The sequence below is a fragment of the Carboxylicivirga sp. genome (genome assembly GCF_982718395.1).
Genome location: NZ_CEXQWX010000011.1, coordinates 35917 through 53130 on the forward strand (window position 1 = coordinate 35917; position 17214 = coordinate 53130).

The window sequence follows — 17214 nt, forward strand, 5'->3', positions numbered from 1 at the left end:
TTAGTTGAATTTAAATTGAAGAACATTGAAGATTAAAAGAATCCTGGTTTCACAACCCAAACCCTCAACACCCAAATCGCCCTACTTTGATTTGGCTGAAAAAAGTAATCTGAAAATTGATTTCAGACCTTTTATTCAGGTAGAAGCGGTTCCTGCAAAGGAGTTTAGACAGCAAAAGGTTAATATCCTTGACCACACGGCAGTAATTTTTACAAGTAGAACGGCTATTGATCATTATTTCCGCATTGCAGAAGAAATGAGAATAACTGTGCCTGATACAATGAAGTATTTCTGTATCTCTGAGGCAACAGCATTCTATTTGCAGAAATACATTGTTTATCGGAAACGTAAAATTTTCCATTCAACAGGTAAGTTTGCTGACTTAGCTGATGTTGTGAAAAAGCACAAAGATGAGAACTTTTTGGTACCTCTTTCAGATATCCATAAGCAAGAGATACCAACCTTGTTAAACAAGGCGAAGGTTAAATACTCAAAAGCTATCTTGTATCGTACGGTAAGCAGTGACTTGAGTGATCTGAAAGACGTGAACTACGATGTGTTGGTTTTCTTTAGCCCGTCGGGTATTGCATCGTTAATGCAGAACTTCCCCGATTTTGTGCAGAATGATACAAAAATTGCATCGTTTGGACCTGCAACAGCAAAAGCGGTGAAAGATGCCGGTTTAAGACTTGACATCCAGGCACCGATGCCACAAGCTCCTTCTATGACTATGGCTTTGGAGCAGTACATTAAAAAGTACAATAAAGGAAAATAACATAAACAGCTGAGGCTGATTAATCCTCTTTGTCTTTGGCAGAGAGGATTTTTTTATCTGATAAAATGGAACAACGATTTACCTTTAAGAAGAATGAGCGTTTGTGTAGTCGCACAACCATTCAGGATTTATTTACTAAGGGAAAATCATTTGTCAAATATCCATTCCGAATTACTTATCTGCCGTTAATTTCAGATGATCCTGAAAATGCTAAAATATTGATTAGTGTTTCCAAAAAGAGATTTAAGCGGGCGTATAAACGAAATCGCGTAAAACGGCTAATACGCGAAGCATATCGTTTAAATAAGCATGAACTGGTATCTTTACTTAAGGAGATGAATAGTAAATATGCTATTGCGTTTGTTTATTTACCAACGGAGATACTCTCTTATGAAGCAGTTGAGAAGGGAATGAAAAAAGCTTTAAGCAAGCTTAAAAAGGAATTGTCAGTAGATGAATAATCAAAATGGTATATATCGATTTGTTAATATGATATTATTAGCACTTCGAAATGGTTTGGTAGCCATTCTTCTGGTACCAGTTAAGTTATACCAGTGGTTTATATCACCCGTTATCGGAGCGTCGTGCCGGTATACGCCAACATGCTCACAATATACCATCGAAGCTCTCAAGAAGCATGGGCCTTTTAAAGGATTGTACCTGGCCATTAAGCGGATACTCAGTTGTAATCCTTGGGGTGGTCATGGTCATGATCCGGTTCCCTGAATCCAACTTGCTTAATTTTTACTATATTGCCAGCCGATATGAATTAATTGGTTGATGATGAAGAAGTATTTGTTAAGTCTTGCCTTTGTATTGCTATCGATCGTTTCTTTCGGTCAGAAAAACACTAAAGTAGTAGGCACATGGCTGACTCAGGATGGTGATTCAAAAATTCAGATATCTCAGAATGAGGATGGAACATTTAACGGACAGGTGATCTGGTTGAAGAATCCAACAGAAGAGGATGGATCAGAGAAATTGGATAAAAATAATCCGGACAAAGATCTTCAGAAAAGGAAAGTTATCGGACTGAAACTATTGAAAAATTTTCATTATGATGAGAGTGAGTCAGAGTGGTCCGATGGCACCATCTATGATCCTAAAAGTGGAAATACTTATAAGTGTTACATGTGGTTTGATGGTAATCCTAATAAGCTCAATGTTAAAGGTTATATCGGTTTTTCTTTGATTGGCAAAAAAGTAAGCTGGACAAGAGTTATAGGTGAGGCTTAAAAAAGAATACCCAATTGTATAGATAAATAATCGGCCACCCGGCCATGAGCTTTTAAATTAACTCCCGTAAGTATTCTGGAATTGAAGATATAACGAAGGTAATAGTTCTGCATCAGGAGATTAGAAGCCTGATCACCGCGAATAACGTATGCACCAATCTGTTGTCCAAATCGTAATCGACCGAATAAGAATTCATGACCAAACATTGGCACCAGACTCCACTCCTTAATGGCTTCCTCTTTAGAGGGCATCTGCTGATATTCAACCAAAGCTGCTGCTGTTAAAGCATTAATACGCGAAATCTGCCAACTTCTGTTAACCATTAGTGTAACGACATTCAGATCGTTGGTATTGGTAGTATCTTCTTTTAATGAATATCCCAATAACATTTCCAGTCGTTTTTCTTTTTTATAGCTGTTTAATTTTCTTCTTGGTGGGATGCTATAGCTATTATTAGTCAACTCCATACCAATGCCAATTACCGGATAGTTAATACCCAGGTTTGGCTGTTTGATGCCGCCATTAGAAATATGCTGAAATGAAGCGCTGGCTTTTATTGCCAGTTGCTTCGTAAAGAAATAGTACACACTCGCACCAGCATATAAAGGAAATGCCAATCGAGTACTGTAAGTTAAATTTTGAGGATTCTTTACTTCATCAAAAGGGTTACTCATATAGGCTAATCCACCTCCGATTTTAAGTGAATAACGCCATTGGTTTTGTGTTTTTATAAAAGGTTCGATGTATCCAATGCCAGAAATTGAGTAACCCAGATCGTGATGATTGAAGTTTACATAATTAAGCCCAACACCCCATTTGACGAATGTTCCTAAATTCTCCCGGATATTATCATTAAGTAGTAAGCGGCTTATCTCAAACTCCACACCGAATGGATGTGTACCATTATAAGGATAAAGTGAACTTGCATGAACCTGAAATGAACCATAATAGCTGGTTAATCCTAAAAAAACAGGTTTATCAGACTGATTAATCTGGGCACTTGTTTTTAAAGTGTTAAACAGCATAAGAGCTGAAATAATTAAAACACCAGTTTTTTTAGATAAAATGGGTTTGGTCATATCTTCAAAAATAAGACATAAAACAGTTATTTTCCCAATAAAAATCTTTTTAGGTTCATATTTTTAGGTGTACTTTTAAGGTGGTTACCTTAATCAATACAATCATGTTTTTAAAGAGTATAAATCCGGCTACCGGAGAAATTATAAGAGAGTACGAGGAGTTTCATTCAGATCAAGTGGATAGTGCACTTGAATCTAATTATCAGGCTTATAAAAGATGGCGAAAGGAACCTGTTCTTAATCGAAGTAAATTGCTTTTAAATGCAGCCCAAACACTTCGGGATAAGAAAGAAGGATTAGCTTTTAATATTACTGTTGAAATGGGCAAAAATATTGTCGAGGCCCGCGCAGAGGTAGAGAAATGTGCCTTAGTCTGTGAGTATTATGCTAAGAATGGTGCTGAATTCCTGAAGAATGAAATTATAAATACTGAAGCCAGAGAATCATATGCTTCCATGCAAGCAATCGGGCCAGTTTTAGCTATTATGCCCTGGAATTTCCCTTTATGGCAAGTGTTCCGTTTTGCTGCCCCAACTTTAATGGCGGGTAATACAGGGATACTAAAGCATGCTTCCAATGTACCAGGTTGTGCTTTAGCCATTGAAAATGTATTTGTTGAAACCGGTTTTCCGAAGGATGTTTTCAGAACTTTACTTGTTCGGAGTAGTAAGGTGGAAAAGATTATAGCGGACAAACGAGTTAAAGCTGTTACACTAACCGGGAGCACTCCTGCTGGAAAGGCTGTGGCTTCTACAGCAGGTAAGTATCTAAAAAAATGTGTTCTCGAATTGGGAGGAAGTGATCCTTACCTTATACTCGAAGATGCTGATATTGATCTGGCAGTTGAAGCTTGCGTGGCGGGTCGAATATTAAATGCTGGTCAAAGCTGTATTGGAGCAAAACGATTTATTATTGTGGATGAGGTGTATGATGAATTCGCTATCAAGTTTACAGATAAAATGAGAGATATAACGCTTGGCGATCCGTTTGATGAATCTAAAAAAATGGGACCGTTAGCTCGATCCAATTTCCGTGAAGATATACATCGCCAGGTTGAAAACAGTGTTAGCAAAGGTGCCAAATTGCTAACTGGCGGTTATATCCCTAATCGAGATGGAGCTTATTACCCGGCTACGGTATTGGGTGATGTAAAACCAGGCATGGTAGCTTATCATGAAGAATTATTTGGGCCGGTAGCTTCTTTAATTCGTGCTAAGGATGAAGCGGAGGCTATTACTATTGCTAATGACACAGTTTTTGGGCTTGGTGCTGCTGTGTTCACCAAAGATATTGCCCGTGGTAAACGTATTGCCGAGGAAGAGTTGGAAGCCGGTTGCTGTTTTGTGAATGACTTTGTTCGCTCAGATCCGAGAATGCCTTTTGGAGGTGTGAAAGAGAGTGGCTATGGCAGAGAGTTGTCACATTACGGGATGAAGGAGTTTATGAATATTAAAGGAATATATATCAAATAAGACGAAGGTTAAAGGTTTGAAGGCATATGTTGGTAAATCAACTCGTGCCTGACTTAATTAACTTAACAAATGGATTACCGTCAGGCCATAAATAAAGCCGCCGCTTTGTGTTCCCGAAAAGAATATTGCACCTTTGATATTCGTAAAAAACTGGAAAATTGGAATTTGTCAGACGAGGAGGTTGATAAAGCTATTCAATGCTTGTCGAATGAAAAGTTTATTGATGACAAGCGTTATGCGGCATATTACGTTCGGGATAAATTCCGATTTAATGGTTGGGGACGAATAAAAATACGTTTTCAGCTAAGAACTAAAGGTGTAACCTCAAGTTTAATTGAGGAAGCATTAGAGGAAATCAATGAAGCAGAGTATTGTGAAAAACTGGCAGAGTTATTGCATAGCAAGAAACGGCAAATTAAAAACAAGGATCAGTGGCAAACAAAAGCAGCATTAGCACGTTTTGCTCAGTCGAGAGGCTTTGAACCTGATCTTGTATTTAAGTCCATTGACCAATTGTTAAACGACATAACCTGAAGCATATTCGTCATGAAGAAACAAACAAACATTACCCTGATAGTATTTATCGCTCTATTACTTTCATTTAACGCACAGGCTAAAAGAAAGCCCGCATGGGTAAAGCAGCGACCGAATGACCCAGCTTATTATATTGGAATTGCTACTGTACCTAAAAATGGAAGTGCAGTTGAGTATCGTCAGGCAGCTCGCAGTGCAGCATTAAAGCAAATGAGCAGTGAGATAAAAGTGAATATATCATCCAACTCAGTGCTGCAAAAAATAGAAACTGATTTTGAGTATAAAGAGGCTTACGAATCGAAGGTGCAAGCCTCGGTGGAGCAAACCCTTGAGGGCTATCAAGTGCTAACCTGGGAAAATCGCAAAGAGTATTGGGTAATGACGCGTTTATCCAAACAAAAATATACGCGTGCCAAGCAAATGAAACTGGATCAGGCTAAAATGATGGCCAGCTCTTATTTATCTGATGCCCAAAAGGCAATTGATAATTACGATGCTTATTCAGCCTTGAATTATCTCGCTAAAGGCGCAATCAGCCTGAAGGATCATTTGGAAGAGGATTTAACTTATAAGACTGTTGATGGCACTTATAATGTTGGAACAACCATATTCGGCACAATACAAGACGTATTCAGACGTGTGGAGTTAACACCTGTGCAATCAAAATATCAAATTCAGTTTTCAAAAAAAATGGAGGTGCCAATTGGTTTAAACGCATCGTTTGTCGGTAATAATGGGGAGAAACGACCATTGGTTGGTTTTCCGCTTCAGTTTGAATTTACAAAGGGTGAAGGTATATTATCATCGCAAAGCAGAACCAATAACGATGGCTATACATCTGTATCGATTACCCGACTGATTTCAAAACGCAAGATGCAAGAGATAACTGCTGGTTTTGATTTTGGGCATGTAGTCGATGATGAAACAGATGAAGAAATCATTCGCCTGCTTCAAATCTTCTTTCCGCAGAAGCAAATGCCAGTTGTTGGAATAGCAATTGAAGTGCTAAAGTCAAAAGCTTATTTTATTAGTGAAGAAAAGATTTTTGGCGATTTGAATGATAAAGGCGCTTTTACGGGCATGATGAAGAAGCGTTTAAACGAGAATTTTTTCACATTTACTTCTAACATGGAAGAGGCAGAATTTGTGGTGAAGGTTAACTCTAATTTTGTTTCGGGTGACGAGAGAAAGGGGCAAGGATATTCAGTATATACTGTTTTTGTTGATTTCAATATTTCAATCAAAGATTTGGATACAAAAACCGAAATTTTCGCGGATAGTCTTAATGGTATTCGAGGTATGCGACCAGGCAACTACGAATATGCGCTTAAGGATGCACGAATAAAGCTGATCGATGAATTTAAAAAGACGATAGAACCGCGATTGGAGCAAGTGGATATGTAATTAAAGAATTCTTTACAGGATACATAATGAACCCGAAGGCATTGCTTCGGGTTTTTTAGTAACTATGTATCTGTAAAAATCGTACGTTGGCTAACATAAACACCAGATTACTATGAAAGCTTTATATTTTATTTTAGGATTCCTGATTCTCCATAATTTGCCATCAATGGCGCAAAACTCAAAAAGAGTCAGTGCCAAACTGTTTTATTCATTAACTCAAAAACATCCTAATTCACTTATTATAGATGTGCGGCCGTCAAAGAAGTTTAGCCAATACCGTATTCATAATGCAGCACCAGCACCAGAAAAGGAAGATTTAAAAGAACTGGTAATACTTGTTCCTAAGAATGATACCTTATTTGTGTATTGCGAAAAAGATATACGCACAAAACCGGCAGCAGAACTGTTAGATAGTCTGGGATATACAAATGTTTTTGAGCTGAAAGGAGGTTTAATCAGCTGGCGTCGCAATGGCTTGCCTTTAGATGAAGAAGTTTTTGACCATTGAGTGAATCTTAGGATTCATTTAAATCCCTAATAACATAAAAAGAGAAAGCCCAAAGCTTTAATGAGTGAAAGTTGAGGTATTTTTCATTAAAGCTTTGAGCTGATAGTTCTATTCGGTACAGAAGGAATTTTTATAATTATTTCAATTACTCATTGACTTTAAAGAAGCCAATAACTTCATTTAGTTTTTGTATTTCGCTGTAGAATGACTCGGTGAGTTCAGATATATTATCGGCTGCGGCTGCATTGCCTTGTGATACGCCATCAAGCTCCATAACTGCTTTATTAACTTGTTTTGAGCCTTCGTTTTGTTCAAGTGAAGCAGCAGAAATATCCGCTACCAAATTATATGCTTTTTGGATATCAGGCACAAGATTCTCAAATATTTCACCGGCCTTGATAGCGATATCCACACCATCGGTCGCTTTTTCGCTTATTTCGTTGGCTGATAATCGACTTCTTTCAGCAAGTTTTCGTACTTCAGTTGCTACAACGGCAAAGCCTTTTCCTTCATCGCCCGCGCGGGCAGCTTCTACTGCGGCATTAAGTGAAAGAATATTCGTTTGCATTGCGATTTCTTCGATTATCTGAACCTTCTCAGCTATTAGCTTAATACCATCCACTGCGCGCTTAACAATTTCGCTGCCATTGTTTGTGTCCTTATATGCCTGAGACATCAAATTCTCAGTTTGTTTCGAGTTTTCAGCGTTCTGACTAATATTTGCTCCCATTTCCTCCATCGAGGCGGATACTTCTTCGGTGGATGTAGCTTGTTGCATGGAGCGTGTTGATAACTCATTAGCCGAGTCTGTCAGTTTGTCTCCACCTTCTGATATTAACTCAGCGGTTTGTTTAGCCTGGATTATTATTTCTGAGATTTTATTTGTCATTTGTTTAAAGGTTGAAGCTAAGCGTCCAATCTCGTCTTTTCGGTTGATTAAAACATCTTCGATTGGTGTGCGTAAATCACCCTTTGCAAGTGCATTGGCAATTGAGTTGAGCTTTAGAACAGGGTTGGATAATGATCGTGATATAAAATAAGCCATAGCCAGGGATAGAACCAGAAAAATGCAACCTATTATTAACGAATAGTATCGAATGGGTTGTAGCATAATAACCAGTTCATCAGTTGGAACTATTAAAACAGTCTTATGGCCTGTTTCTCCAATTTCCATGTAGGCAATTTCATATACGCTATCCTCTGTTTTGTATTCGCTTAGCAAGCCTTTTTTATCAGCCTGTATAACAGTATCTGCAGCTGAGCTGATAATCGATGACAAAGTTTGATTGACATGATCCTGATTTTGTGACAGTTTAATGGTACCTTGCTGATCGATAACGCAAATATAACTGCCTCCGCTAAATTTCCTTTTTGTCAATTCTTCAACTAACAAGTCGATATTGATTCCCACACCAGCGACGCCCAAAGGAGAATTGACTGATCCCATTAGCACATTAATAAAAAGTGCTGATGTATTCAGCTCCCTGTTATAATCCAGGTTGGATTGTATCCGTTGTGGAGTTGCGATACTGTTGAAGAACCAACTGTCATCAGGGTCTTCTGTAGAAACTACATCGAGTAATGTGTGTTTGGGCGACCAGAAATTGTGTGTTTTATTACTTACTGCAAACGAAGTGAGGTAACCAAATTCGTTTACCATACCATCGATTTTATCAAGACACAGCGTTTTTAATGAATCCTTCGTTTCATAAGAATTAAACCACTCAACAAGAGTTGGATCGCTTGCCAGAGCAACTGATGTTTCAATGGCTTTCTCAAATTCTGTTCGTAAATCACTTTGCGATGCTTCAATAAAGGTATGAAGCTGTTGCGTTCTGATGTCCTTGGTTAAAGTGTTGCTAATTGTATAATAAAAGGTAATACTAATAGCGGCAATAACCATAAATACCACAAACCCAAAAGACAATAGCATTTTGGATTGGATGCTTCTTAATTGCATACAACATTCTTTTTACCCGGAGCTTCCGGATTTAATTAAACACTCAAATTCACAGGTTGTAAAAGTTGTCTGCTTGTTCCCCACAAGACTGTTTTCCCCGACCCTTTTACAGAAAGCTGAGCTTACGCGGATAAATACAAATGGTTATGCTTTTAAACTGTTTTTTTCATGATATATCACATCATGGTTATGCGCTATTATCCAATAAGAGAATTGTTGTTAGTTAAGTTGAAGGTGGGGATACCAGACAGATAGTCTGGATAATAGTCAAGACTAATTTAAGGATCTAAAAAGGCCCAATATCACTTGGGCCTTTAGGATTTATGTTCTGTCAGTACTGTACTGCTTTTTGTAATAATTTTCGTAATCACCCGAAATTATATTGCTGAGCCATTCTTCGTTAGCGAGGTACCAGTCTACAGTTTTTTCAATACCCTCTTCGAACTGAAGTGATGGGGCCCATCCTAACTCGTTTGTTAGTTTTGTTGCATCAATGGCATAACGCATATCGTGCCCTGCACGATCTTTTACAAATGTGATAAGTTTTGCCGATTCGCCAGCTTCACGACCCAGCTTTTTATCCATTACCTCACATAGTTTATGAATAAGGTCGATGTTTGTCCATTCGTTAATACCTCCTATGTTATAAGTCTCACCATTGCTTCCTTTGTGATAAATCAAGTCAATAGCGCGTGCATGATCGTGCACATACAACCAATCGCGAATGTTTTCACCTTTCCCATAGATTGGAATCGGTTTTTTGTTTTTGATGTTATTAATCGAAAGTGGAATTAACTTCTCCGGGAACTGATTTGGACCATAATTATTAGAGCAGTTTGAAATAACCACTTGCATCCCGTAAGTGTGGTGGTAAGCACGCACCAAATGGTCAGAACTGGCCTTAGATGACGAATATGGACTGCGCGGATCATAGGCGGTTGTTTCTGTAAATAATCCGGTTTCGCCTAACGAACCATACACTTCATCGGTTGAGATATGATAAAACAGCTTTTCACTCATATTATCCTTCCAAGATTCTTTAGCAGCATTCAGAAGGTTAACTGTTCCAAGAATATTAGTTTTAATAAATGCCAAAGGATCGGATATGGAGCGATCAACATGTGATTCTGCTGCCAAATGTATCACTCCATCAAAACCATGCTCAGCAAACAAACTATTCATCTTATCAGCATCGGTAATATCGGCCTTGATGAAAGTGTAATTGTCTTTGCTTTCAATATCCTTAAGATTCTCCAGGTTACCAGCATAAGTTAAGGCATCCAGATTGTAGATGTGGTAATCGGGATATTTCTCAACGAATAGTCGAACAACATGTGAACCAATAAAACCAGCTCCTCCGGTAATTAATATCTTTTTCATGGTATTAGTATCAATATATGGACAAAAGTATCAAGATTAATAGCAAGTTGCAAAAGTCATTATTGTCGTTTGTACAATATCATATTAACTTGTCCTTTTTCGAGACTTTTTATCACTTTCCAATTTGTAGCCAATTGTTCTAAATCTTCATCGCTCGCATTAAATACATTTGAATAGATGATGTATTTGTGTTGATCAAAATCTCTTCGGTTAAATATCTCATCGCTATTGTTTAAAAAGACATATTTGTCACTTGTGCAATATGGTACAAAAGTTCCTACTTGATTAAGTCCAATATGGGCCTCTTTAATAAATTCATTCATCTCGTATCGAAGCTCATGATAAGGCAGGTGTGCTAATGTCGCACTCCAACAGTTTGAAATAGGAGTAGGATATATCCAAAATGTGCCACTAAAAAGACTAATAAAAAGCACTGTTAATATAGATTTTCTTACAAAAAGTGTTAGGTGAGATGTGCTAATCAAATAACTAACACTAAGTGATAGCATGATGAAGAGTGGCAGATAATACCGATTATCGATCAACATATTAGCCATTAATGAACTTGGTATGCTAATGACTATAAGTAGCACAAAGAGAGTTCCAATCGTTTTTATATTATCATCAACATGATACTTCTTTTTCCACAAAAGAATAGTAATTACAAATCCGATTCCCCAAACCAAGACACGACCTGCATCTAACATCCGCCAGGTGTAGACAATGCAATTTTGGATGAAGCCATTAAAATCAACCGTCTCATAGCAACCTTGCCAATTACTGTCGTCGTGGTGAACAAACCAGCCTTTAGTGATCCAATGAAAAATCAGGTAAGTTACTCCTGGTATTGCGGCAAGTGCAAATGGCAGTAATACTTTAATGATCTGTTGCCATTGTGTTTTTATTTGTTGGCGGTTAATAAATAAAGCCAGAAGGCCTAGGGCAAATGCAGTAGTCATGCCTCGTAAATTAACAAGCGCTAATAGCATGGCACCGATAAAAATCAAGGTGTTCTTGTTATTAAGTATAGCATTTAATGTAAGGAGAAAGAAGAATGTTAAGATCAAATCGCTTGATACAATCACCATCTGACTTAGCAAAGCTGCTTCTGCCAATGTAACTGCCAATACAGGAGGAACAAAGTTGTCTTTAAAAAAATAATTAACCAGCCTGTATAGTTGATAAGCTACACCAATTGCTACAATACCCATTAATACATGACCAACAACTAAGTTTTTCCCAAATATAGTCCATAATATTGCCAGCAAAAAACCAACAAAAGGAGGGTGACCAGCATCAATAGCATCTGGCATTATTAAGTTAAAGTTATTCTCAATAAACCAATGAGCTTGTTTTGAATCCAGAATATCTTTATCCCAAAAAAAAGGATTGTCGATGTTTAGAATAATTAATATGACAATCAATAGGGAGTAAAGTAGAAAATATATGTGCTTTGTTTTCAAAGTTGTAAGTAATTAATACTGACTAAATTTGAGGCAAAGTAATAAAAAAGCCCCAATAAAGGGGCTGCGTGTTTTGTTGATATATCCTTACGAACCTGCGGGTCCCTGATACTTAGCATCACCAAGTCCTAGGATTGGGTAGAAAATAGGAGATAATAATAATAAACCTATTGTGAATCCAACGCCTTGACCATAGCTTTTAGATAGAAGGTTTGTTGCCCAGATAGCCCAAATTAAACCAATGCCAGGGATTAACATTAGTAATAACCACCACCATGGCTTACCGATTATTTCCAATAACACAATTGCACTATAAATTGGGATGATACATGCCCAGCCAGGTTTACCTGCTTTTTCATAAATTTTCCATCCTGAAACTATCATTAGAATCAAGAGTGCCATGTAAATTAATCCTCCTACTAATCCTACATTTTCCATAAATCTGTATTTAATTGGTTAGAAATAATGTGTTATACCACACGTTTAAGATTTTGTTTCGTGAATATAGAAAAAGCTGCCAGTAATTACTAACAGCTTTTATCTTTTGGAGTTTTGAACCAATGTACTGTGCATTACATTGCACAACAATTAGCTTTGCTTTTTAATTAATTCCTCTAACATTCTTTTCCCAGGCCCAGGCCGAGGCAAGTGTTTCTTCTAACGTTTTTTCAGCTTTCCAGCCAAGCTCGTTATTACCGTAAGTGGTATCTGCCCATATCTTTTCGATATCACCGGCACGACGGTCTACTATCTTATATTTTAAATTAACTCCTGTCACTTCAATAAAGGCTTTAGCCAATTGCATAACTGAGTAGCCTGATCCAGTACCAACATTAAAGTACTCGTAGTTAGCTTTTGATTTACCATCCAACATGCGATCGATTGCAACAACATGTGCTTTGGCCAGATCAACCACATTGATGTAGTCACGTATAGCAGTTCCATCTTCTGTATTGTAATCATCACCAAAGATGCTTAACTCTTCACGCAGACCGGCAGCGGTTTGAGTGATGAAAGGCACAAGGTTATTAGGTATTCCAACTGGTAGTTCACCAATTAAAGCACTTGGGTGGGCACCAATCGGATTAAAATAACGTAATGCTATACAATTCACCTTCTCGTTTGATTTACAGTAATCGCGCATAATATCCTCACATATGGCCTTGGTATTACCATACGGAGATTCAGCTTCTTTGCGAGGTGTTTGCTCTGTTACTGGTAATACATCCGGCTGTCCGTAAACGGTACACGATGATGAGAATACCATATGGGGCACATTATATTTGTTCATGCACTCCAGCAGGTTCATCAACGAGCCCATATTGTTACGGTAATATTCTAATGGTTTCTGCACAGATTCACCAACAGCCTTATAAGCAGCAAAGTGGATGATGGCTTCAATGTTAGGGTACTTCTGGAAAAAAGCATCTGTTAAATCTCTTTCTGAAAGATCAAATTTTTCAAAAGCCGGACGAATCCCGGTGATTTTTTCAATGTTATCTAATACCTCGATTTTTGAATTTGACAGGTTGTCAACAATTACTACATCAAATCCTTTTTCCTGAAGTTCGACCACGGTGTGCGATCCAATGTAACCTGTTCCACCGGTTACTAAAATTTGCTTTGCCATTAGTTTAGCTTTTACATTGTCGTTAAACGAGCCGTAAAAGTACGAAATCGTTTGCAATCAACGATCAGGAAATTGGCATAAATTGAAAATTAAGACATTAATAAAAGTTGAAAGTACTTTTAATGATCTAGCTTGAAAGGAGCTAGTAGGTTTGATTGCAAGGGACATTGTGTTTTTGTGTAAAGATGGTATAATGTGCTCTTAATCATCGAGCTTGTTAACGTTATTAACAGGTTTTGAAATTACTTATCCACAATAAAAACTTGTGATTTTGAACTCTTATTTAGTAACTTAGCTCATTGTTTCACAGTAAGAGGTTAATAACGAGAAGCTTTATCAACTTATTATCAACAGGCAATTAACAGTTGTTGAAATAAAGTTAATATCATCAGCAGGCTTTTTCTTAATTTTGCAGTTATGACAACAGTTAACCAACAAATATCAAATCTATTATTCACGCACGAGTGCGTGATTATTCCGAATCTTGGAGCTTTGGTTTCGACGCCAGTGAGTGCTGACATTGATACTGATAAGAATATGTTTTTACCACCATCGAAGGAGATTGGTTTTAATCGTAGCTTGTCGCACAATGATGGCTTATTAATTAGTACGCTGGCCCGTCAGAATGATTTAAGCTACGGGAAAGCTAAGGTGATGGTCGAGGAATTTGTTGGAGAGGTCATGACAAAAATTAATAATGGAGGAAAGGCTGAAATTAAAAAAATAGGAAGCCTGAAAAAGGATGCATTGGGTAACTTGCAGTTTGATGCAGAACATTCAGTGTCTTATTCTGCAGAAGCTTATGGATTGAGCTCGTTCCATTTTACATCAATAAGTACTTCTCAAAAGCCAGTTGTCGAAAATGCAAGGGTTCGTCGCTTGTTACAGCCAGTTGGTATTAAGCAGATTGCCGCTTCTGTAGCAATGGTAATTGGCTTATTTGCTATTTCACAGTCTGTGAAAAATCCTTTACATAATAAAGAAGCCATTACTGCCAATGCTTTATCTTTTGTAACGTCAGGTAACCCTGATGAAGTGACAGAAGAGACTTATGTAGCAACTGAAAAGGAAGTTAATGAGTCAATTGCTGAGGAGATAATTCCGGCCAAACCAGATGTATACTTTCTGATTGCAGGAAGTTTTAAATCAGAAAATCAGGCATTGCGGTTTTTAAATAATATTAAAAAGATGGGTGAGGATCAGGCCTTTGTTTTAGCCAGTCCTAATAACCGTTATCGTGTAGCTCTAAATGGATATAGTTCTAAGAATGATGCAATATCGGATTTGAACGCCTACCGTAACCAGGAAAACTTTAAAACGGTTTGGGTGTTAACTCAACGATAGAATTTTATTGAACCGAAATAATTTAGGGCTGCTCAGTTTTTCTGATGCAGCCTTTTTTATTTAAACCATCGTCTTTCTTAAGTTAAAGAGGATGGAAAAGGTATCCTTTCATTCCAACCAATGTTTCCGTGTATTACGAAAGTTTTTAAGTTGCAGGAAGAATGCTGGAGAAATGAATGGTCATTCATGTTTTATTACATATGCAATGAGTCGTATTTTGCTTTTTATACTATGATACATTCTACGGTGATAGGACTAACTAAGTTATGTTTATGAGATTAGGTCAGATTTTTTATCTTTGAATTACATTTAACCTAATCCTGACTCATATTATGCGAATACTTTTATTAGCATTTTTTTCTTGCTGGGCATACAGTAATATCAGTGCCCAACAACTTAATGGGCGAATTATCAATAGCGTCAATCATAATGCTATCCCCTTCGTCAATATCAGTATTAAAAATACCTACCTAGGCACTGTATCGGATGCAGATGGTAAATATCAACTAAAGGTTCCCATGCAATACGCCAATGCCACCGTCTGTTTTAGTTGTATTGGATACGACTCCAGAGAGGTCAGTGTTTCTCAACTTTTGAAGAATGGCGATATCGTATTGACACCGGCTGATGTGCAATTAGGTGAGGTAACTATTATGCCCGATAGTACTTTGCGCAGCTTTTTGCGTAAAGCTTACGAGAAGATACCCGAAAATTATCCATTCTATCCAACGCAATATGAAGCTTTTTATCGCGAAGGGCTTCAAAATAATAAACGCCAGTACATTCGTTTAGTAGAAGCTATTACAAAGGCTAATAAATCGAGCTATAAAAATGCACAATCAGGGACAGTGCAGCTTATTGAATCACGGAAATACATTGATGCCGACAGCGGTCAAACCTTTCCTATTAGTTTTTATGGAGGGCCGCATTTTATTCATGAGCTTGATTGTGTTAAAGAGCGCTATAGTTTTATAAAGCCACATAAGGACTATGAATATACTTATGAGGGCCTTACAAAATACAATGATGAACAGGTGCATCAAATAAGTTTTCAACCCAAAGCAGGAAGCAAGAAATCGTTCAAAGGGACAATGTTTATTCATGTTTCTACATTGAGCTATCTGCGCTTTGACCTTCAGTTAACAGATCAAGGATTGGAAAGACGATTTGACAGTCCCATAAAAACAAGCTATGGTTTAAGATCTTTAAGTAAAACCTATGTGGTGAACTATCAGTTGCGCGATTCGGTGTGCTTCCTCAAATCAATTTTTGAGAATGAACAAATAGAAACTAAAACCGGAAACATATTTTACTCACCATTGGAAATGGTAATTACGAAAAGCAAAACATCTAACGTAGCTGCTATTCCATACAATTGTCAGATTCAACTTGCCTATGTACCCGACCGGGAAGCAACTGATTATTTCCAGAGTGATTGGAAAGATTATAATACTTTGGCTCAGATTGAAGTGGTAGATACATTAACGACGAAACATATTTTTGAGAACAAGCATCGGCAAATGAAAAAGAAAGATCAACTTCTGGACTTTTTCAGGAGGCTGGATATTTCCTATAAAATTGCATATGAACCTTATCACTTGTCATCCGGATTAAGACACTTAACCTACCGAGATGTCAGCTATGAACGAAAACTAAACAATGCCGGTACAACATTAGCTTTAGATATGTCGATAGCCTATAACTTGTCACAACAAATGAATATTGGCTATATAATTGAAATGGGTTTGAGTGATAGTAATTTACAAGAAAAGCATGGACCTCAAATCAGTTACAAACTCCCCCTGAAAACAATGGGTAATAACCTGTTTTTGGAACCTCAATTGGCTTATGTATGGCATAAATACGGACGGTCGATTGGTGTACAAAACTTTGATATGGAATTTAGTTTTGGAGGAAAGAATTTTAAAAACTCTAAAATAGAAGCATTGCCCAGCATAAGGCACCATGGTTTACAAACTGGGAGCAGTTTGTTGTATCAACTGTCGTCAATGTTGTATCTGGATGTTAATGTCAACTACTACATTCCTTCCGACATAGATGATGTATTATACCTGAAAGAGCGATCAGGTTTTTTCCTGACGCGTAAGACGGCCAATGAGTTACTATCAGAGACCGAAGCTGTTTTAACCATAGATGGGAAACAAACATACCAAAGCGGAGCTAACTATGATAACTGGTCTGTCTCAGTTGGGGTGAGGTTGATGTTTTAATGACCTGAAGTGTTTATTGGCTCATTTAAAAGAAGATTATCACCTGTGATTACAAGTTTTTCTCCACAGATAGTGCAGATTTCAGCAGATTTTTGCGTAGCCAGACAGGTTAGAATACTTTTAGCGTAAATCCGCGTTATCTGCGGCTATAAAATTCCACTTGAGGAAATAAAGGTTCAAATGCGGTTTCAAAAGCAA

General features: G+C 37.5%; 16 protein-coding genes. 10 read left to right on the forward strand and 6 right to left on the reverse strand.

The window, feature by feature from the left end:
* The first annotated feature begins 25 nt into the window (after positions 1–25).
* The 4 genes from AC4MRQ_RS03970 (at position 26) to AC4MRQ_RS03985 (ending at position 2011) form a co-directional block, all read left to right on the forward strand.
* Positions 26–775, forward strand: a complete 750-nt coding sequence (locus AC4MRQ_RS03970; RefSeq protein WP_491196351.1) for a uroporphyrinogen-III synthase — start codon at positions 26–28, stop codon at positions 773–775.
* Between the two features lie 65 nt (positions 776–840).
* The gene (gene rnpA / locus AC4MRQ_RS03975) at positions 841–1236 is read left to right on the forward strand and encodes a ribonuclease P protein component (protein ID WP_491196352.1); all 396 of its coding nucleotides are present in this window, start codon (positions 841–843) and stop codon (positions 1234–1236) included.
* Complete coding sequence (gene yidD / locus AC4MRQ_RS03980) at positions 1229–1501, forward strand: membrane protein insertion efficiency factor YidD (RefSeq protein ID WP_491196353.1); 273 nt, start codon at positions 1229–1231, stop codon at positions 1499–1501. The genes rnpA and yidD overlap by 8 nt, the downstream gene beginning before the upstream one ends.
* Positions 1502–1558: 57 nt before the next feature.
* Positions 1559–2011, forward strand: a complete 453-nt coding sequence (locus AC4MRQ_RS03985) for a DUF2147 domain-containing protein (RefSeq protein ID WP_491196354.1) — start codon at positions 1559–1561, stop codon at positions 2009–2011.
* Here AC4MRQ_RS03985 and AC4MRQ_RS03990 read toward each other — a convergent pair.
* On the reverse strand, positions 2008–3090 hold the full coding sequence (locus AC4MRQ_RS03990) for an acyloxyacyl hydrolase (RefSeq protein WP_491196355.1): 1083 nt from the start codon (positions 3088–3090) through the stop codon (positions 2008–2010). The two genes, AC4MRQ_RS03985 and AC4MRQ_RS03990, sit on opposite strands and share 4 nt — an antisense overlap.
* A 104-nt stretch (positions 3091–3194) precedes the next feature.
* Here AC4MRQ_RS03990 and AC4MRQ_RS03995 point away from each other — a divergent pair, with 104 nt between their 5' ends.
* The 4 genes from AC4MRQ_RS03995 (at position 3195) to AC4MRQ_RS04010 (ending at position 7008) form a co-directional block, all read left to right on the forward strand.
* Positions 3195–4562: an NAD-dependent succinate-semialdehyde dehydrogenase gene (locus AC4MRQ_RS03995; protein WP_491196356.1), complete on the forward strand. Its 1368-nt coding sequence runs from the start codon at positions 3195–3197 to the stop codon at positions 4560–4562.
* A 69-nt stretch (positions 4563–4631) separates the two neighbouring features.
* Entirely contained in the window at positions 4632–5096 is a 465-nt protein-coding gene (locus AC4MRQ_RS04000) for a regulatory protein RecX (RefSeq protein WP_491196357.1), read from the forward strand.
* A 12-nt stretch (positions 5097–5108) separates the two neighbouring features.
* The gene (locus tag AC4MRQ_RS04005) at positions 5109–6500 is read left to right on the forward strand and encodes an LPP20 family lipoprotein (protein ID WP_491196358.1); all 1392 of its coding nucleotides are present in this window, start codon (positions 5109–5111) and stop codon (positions 6498–6500) included.
* Between the two features lie 112 nt (positions 6501–6612).
* Positions 6613–7008, forward strand: coding sequence for a rhodanese-like domain-containing protein (locus tag AC4MRQ_RS04010; protein WP_491196359.1), 396 nt, complete (start codon positions 6613–6615; stop codon positions 7006–7008).
* Between the two features lie 145 nt (positions 7009–7153).
* On the opposite strand, the gene AC4MRQ_RS04015 is transcribed toward AC4MRQ_RS04010, so the two are convergent.
* The 5 genes from AC4MRQ_RS04015 to galE all read right to left on the reverse strand — a co-directional run bounded on the left by AC4MRQ_RS04015 (position 7154) and on the right by galE (position 13441).
* On the reverse strand, positions 7154–8968 hold the full coding sequence (locus tag AC4MRQ_RS04015) for a methyl-accepting chemotaxis protein (protein WP_491196360.1): 1815 nt from the start codon (positions 8966–8968) through the stop codon (positions 7154–7156).
* A 321-nt stretch (positions 8969–9289) separates the two neighbouring features.
* The gene (rfbB, locus tag AC4MRQ_RS04020; RefSeq protein ID WP_491196361.1) at positions 9290–10348 is read right to left on the reverse strand and encodes a dTDP-glucose 4,6-dehydratase; all 1059 of its coding nucleotides are present in this window, start codon (positions 10346–10348) and stop codon (positions 9290–9292) included.
* 59 nt (positions 10349–10407) lie between these two features.
* Positions 10408–11772, reverse strand: a complete 1365-nt coding sequence (locus tag AC4MRQ_RS04025; RefSeq protein WP_491196362.1) for a hypothetical protein — start codon at positions 11770–11772, stop codon at positions 10408–10410.
* Positions 11773–11898: 126 nt separating this feature from the next.
* Complete coding sequence (locus tag AC4MRQ_RS04030; RefSeq protein ID WP_491196363.1) at positions 11899–12249, reverse strand: DUF5684 domain-containing protein; 351 nt, start codon at positions 12247–12249, stop codon at positions 11899–11901.
* A gap of 163 nt (positions 12250–12412) precedes the next feature.
* The gene (galE, locus tag AC4MRQ_RS04035; RefSeq protein WP_491196364.1) at positions 12413–13441 is read right to left on the reverse strand and encodes a UDP-glucose 4-epimerase GalE; all 1029 of its coding nucleotides are present in this window, start codon (positions 13439–13441) and stop codon (positions 12413–12415) included.
* Between the two features lie 417 nt (positions 13442–13858).
* Here galE and AC4MRQ_RS04040 point away from each other — a divergent pair, with 417 nt between their 5' ends.
* Entirely contained in the window at positions 13859–14785 is a 927-nt protein-coding gene (locus AC4MRQ_RS04040) for an HU domain-containing protein (RefSeq protein ID WP_491196365.1), read from the forward strand.
* A gap of 332 nt (positions 14786–15117) precedes the next feature.
* Complete coding sequence (locus AC4MRQ_RS04045; protein ID WP_491196366.1) at positions 15118–17016, forward strand: carboxypeptidase-like regulatory domain-containing protein; 1899 nt, start codon at positions 15118–15120, stop codon at positions 17014–17016.
* The last annotated feature ends 198 nt before the right edge of the window (positions 17017–17214 follow it).

What these genes read in the sequence shown, in the direction of transcription:
- yidD (WP_491196353.1), top strand. Translation starts at nt 1,229, where the DNA reads ATGAATAATCAAAATGGTATATATCGATTTGTTAATATGATATTATTA.
- AC4MRQ_RS04000 (WP_491196357.1), top strand. Translation starts at nt 4,632, where the DNA reads ATGGATTACCGTCAGGCCATAAATAAAGCCGCCGCTTTGTGTTCCCGA.
- AC4MRQ_RS04015 (WP_491196360.1), bottom strand. Translation starts at nt 8,968, where the DNA reads ATGCAATTAAGAAGCATCCAATCCAAAATGCTATTGTCTTTTGGGTTT.
- AC4MRQ_RS03995 (WP_491196356.1), top strand. Translation starts at nt 3,195, where the DNA reads ATGTTTTTAAAGAGTATAAATCCGGCTACCGGAGAAATTATAAGAGAG.
- AC4MRQ_RS03985 (WP_491196354.1), top strand. Translation starts at nt 1,559, where the DNA reads ATGAAGAAGTATTTGTTAAGTCTTGCCTTTGTATTGCTATCGATCGTT.
- AC4MRQ_RS04040 (WP_491196365.1), top strand. Translation starts at nt 13,859, where the DNA reads ATGACAACAGTTAACCAACAAATATCAAATCTATTATTCACGCACGAG.
- AC4MRQ_RS03990 (WP_491196355.1), bottom strand. Translation starts at nt 3,090, where the DNA reads ATGACCAAACCCATTTTATCTAAAAAAACTGGTGTTTTAATTATTTCA.
- AC4MRQ_RS04045 (WP_491196366.1), top strand. Translation starts at nt 15,118, where the DNA reads ATGCGAATACTTTTATTAGCATTTTTTTCTTGCTGGGCATACAGTAAT.
- rnpA (WP_491196352.1), top strand. Translation starts at nt 841, where the DNA reads ATGGAACAACGATTTACCTTTAAGAAGAATGAGCGTTTGTGTAGTCGC.
- AC4MRQ_RS04010 (WP_491196359.1), top strand. Translation starts at nt 6,613, where the DNA reads ATGAAAGCTTTATATTTTATTTTAGGATTCCTGATTCTCCATAATTTG.
- galE (WP_491196364.1), bottom strand. Translation starts at nt 13,441, where the DNA reads ATGGCAAAGCAAATTTTAGTAACCGGTGGAACAGGTTACATTGGATCG.
- AC4MRQ_RS04005 (WP_491196358.1), top strand. Translation starts at nt 5,109, where the DNA reads ATGAAGAAACAAACAAACATTACCCTGATAGTATTTATCGCTCTATTA.
- rfbB (WP_491196361.1), bottom strand. Translation starts at nt 10,348, where the DNA reads ATGAAAAAGATATTAATTACCGGAGGAGCTGGTTTTATTGGTTCACAT.
- AC4MRQ_RS04030 (WP_491196363.1), bottom strand. Translation starts at nt 12,249, where the DNA reads ATGGAAAATGTAGGATTAGTAGGAGGATTAATTTACATGGCACTCTTG.